General features: G+C 61.6%; 4 protein-coding genes. All 4 read left to right on the top strand.

What is annotated here, in order from left to right:
* Nucleotides 1-106: 106 nt before the first annotated feature.
* The 4 genes from LCE31_RS38895 (at nt 107) to LCE31_RS38880 (ending at nt 2140) form a co-directional block, all read left to right on the top strand.
* Nucleotides 107-550, top strand: a complete 444-nt coding sequence (locus LCE31_RS38895; RefSeq protein WP_225022955.1) for a hypothetical protein — start codon at nt 107-109, stop codon at nt 548-550.
* Nucleotides 551-819: 269 nt separating this feature from the next.
* Nucleotides 820-1479: a hypothetical protein gene (locus LCE31_RS38890; RefSeq protein WP_225022953.1), complete on the top strand. Its 660-nt coding sequence runs from the start codon at nt 820-822 to the stop codon at nt 1477-1479.
* Between the two features lie 18 nt (nt 1480-1497).
* Nucleotides 1498-1905 (top strand): DUF3592 domain-containing protein, encoded by a 408-nt coding sequence (locus LCE31_RS38885; RefSeq protein WP_225022951.1) that lies wholly within the window; start codon nt 1498-1500, stop codon nt 1903-1905.
* A gap of 94 nt (nt 1906-1999) precedes the next feature.
* Complete coding sequence (locus LCE31_RS38880; RefSeq protein ID WP_225022950.1) at nt 2000-2140, top strand: hypothetical protein; 141 nt, start codon at nt 2000-2002, stop codon at nt 2138-2140.
* Nucleotides 2141-2416: the final 276 nt, after the last annotated feature.

Raw genomic sequence — 2416 nt, 5'->3', positions numbered from 1 at the left:
ACGGCTGCCTCGCCGAGACCCGCCTGCCCATCAGACCCACCTGAACAACCCACCGACATCACGAGTTCAACCTCAGTAAGCCGCGACCAATGTCGACCTCCGGGCGGTGACCTTCAACTCCCAACGCGGCAACAAGTGGGGATTTGTTGGGTCGAATCTGCTCAAGGATGCCGATGTCCTGGCGTTGCAGGAGGTCAATACCCCGCCCGTCGGCTTCGTCTCTGACGAGTTGGATTGGCTGAGCAACACCAAGGACACCTCAACGACCTCCAGCGGTCTCCCGAGCCTGAAGTACGAGGTCCATTACGGAGGGTTTGCCTCCAGCAAGAGCAGCAGAAACATCGCCGGCAAACTGATCTATGTAAGCATCCTCGACAAGACCAGGTGGGGTTTGGGAGGCTGCGGAGATGACGAGGATCCGGACACGCTCCCGCCCGGCCGTCGGCGTGCGGATCAACGGCACCTGGTACTTCGACATCCATGCCGCGTCTATCCGCCGCGATTCGACACCGAACCCGCACGTGGAGGCACTCATGACCGCGATCAGTGAAGCGGTGCCCAACGAACCGTGGCGTGCTCTGGGCGACTTCAACTCGTACGCCACTTCCTTCCGAAGCCCGGTGACCGCCCACACCTACTACGCGACCCGGAACGGCGAGCCGGATGGGGAGGCAGTAACGACCCAGAAGTCCGGGTATCCGCTGGACTTCATGGTTGCCAACGACGAGCTGACCGACCTTGCCGTCTCCGTCAGCAGCGGGGGCGGATCGGACCACCAACCGGTGAGGTTCGCGCCCTCGAAGGCGCAGGAGTGCTCGAGTGACTGGACGAACAAAACGCTCTATACCGCTGCCCCCCCTCGCCGGCCGCGCCGCCGACAGCGCAGAGTCGTGCGTCGGCCTGGACGCGGTGGTCTCCATGGGGGACAGCTATATCTCCGGTGAGGGCGGACGCTGGCAGGGCAACGGTGCCGTCGAGCTGTCCTACCGCAGCCGTCAGGGCTCGGCCTTCGGTACCGACCGTGCGGCGTTCAACTGCACCGGAAGCGGCAAAGACGAGGTCTGCGACCACGACCCGAAGCGCGTCTACGGCGAGACCGCCTCGGGTAACGAGATGTGCCACCGCTCCGATCTCGCACCGATCAAGAGCATCGGCGACATTCTCGGTATTCTGGCGGAACGGCGATTCAACATCGCCTGCTCCGGAGCCACCACGGCGGATGTCACCGACAACCCTTTCAAGGGCGAAGAGCCTCAGGTGAAACAGCTCGCCAAGATCACCTCTCAGCACAACGTGAAGTACGTGGTGCTCTCGATCGGCGGCAACGACCTCGGATTCTCCGAAATCGGCTACAACTGCGTCGTCGGCTACATTGGAAACAAGCCGTGCAGCACCAAGGGCCACGCCGACATCGCCGAAAAGACCCGTGGCATTCGGGAAAGATCGGCAACACGATCGAAAAGATCAGGACCACGTTGAAGGACGGAGCGACGGATCATGTGGCTTGACCTGCTTTTCTTTCTGCTTGCGGGAGGACTTCTCACCGGGGTCTGCGTGCGATACTGCACGATCGCATGGATCCTATGGCGAAATGGGGTACACACAATCGGTGTTGTCGTTAACAACGAGCGGACCGACAGCGACTCCGGAACGACATTCCATCCCGTCATCGCCTTTCACGATCAGCAAGGAAATCGCGTGGTATGCCAACCTTTTGTAAGCACTAACGAGAAGAGGCCGGTAGGGCAGAAATTGCCGGTACTATACTTAGCTCACAAGCCGGAGATCATGTATCCGCAAGAAGGATGGCACCTGATTCTGGCGTTGCTGTCGAACTGGATTCTGCTGGTCATCGGATTGAGTTTCCTGACCGGTGTGGTTTTCGTGGCGCTGCGATCCGCCTGACCAAGTGGCAGGTCACCCGAGGCATCCGGCGCCTGCGGGACGTCGGGGCCGCTGAGCACCATACACCGATCATCTGGCACCGTCGGCACGGATAATGTTCTCCGAGGACCCCGCGGACTGGATTGAGTATGAGAAGAAGCAGTTCCAGCAGATCCTCGGCCGCCTCACCCGGATGATCACGGGCACGCTCGACCCGCACCTGGGCCGCGACACCGCGCTGGTGCCCGCCGGCTGACAGGCCCGCTTCAGTCGGAGGCCGACTCGTCCTCGTCCAGCTTCACCGGCCAGCCGTCCGCCTACCAGATGCGGTGATGATCCGGACGGGAATGGAAGATCGCCGAACAAACGGTCGGAGGGGCTGGGAACGTCGCGCGCGAGCCACGTTAACGATCAAGGAGCGCGCGGTGCCCACCAACGGGACTGTAAAAAGATCGGCTCTGTTCCGTAGTCGGTGGTGACGGCCGGTGGGCAGTTATTGAAGCAGGATGCGGTGTCGGAGGAGGTCGAATCC

This window comes from Streptomyces sp. 8L, assembly GCF_020176795.1.
In the GTDB taxonomy this organism is placed as follows: domain Bacteria; phylum Actinomycetota; class Actinomycetes; order Streptomycetales; family Streptomycetaceae; genus Streptomyces.
Note: the sequence above shows the minus strand (reverse complement) of the source record. Positions and strands in the feature narration are given on the sequence as shown.

What these genes read in the sequence shown, in the direction of transcription:
- LCE31_RS38885 (WP_225022951.1), top strand. Translation starts at nt 1,498, where the DNA reads ATGTGGCTTGACCTGCTTTTCTTTCTGCTTGCGGGAGGACTTCTCACC.
- LCE31_RS38880 (WP_225022950.1), top strand. Translation starts at nt 2,000, where the DNA reads ATGTTCTCCGAGGACCCCGCGGACTGGATTGAGTATGAGAAGAAGCAG.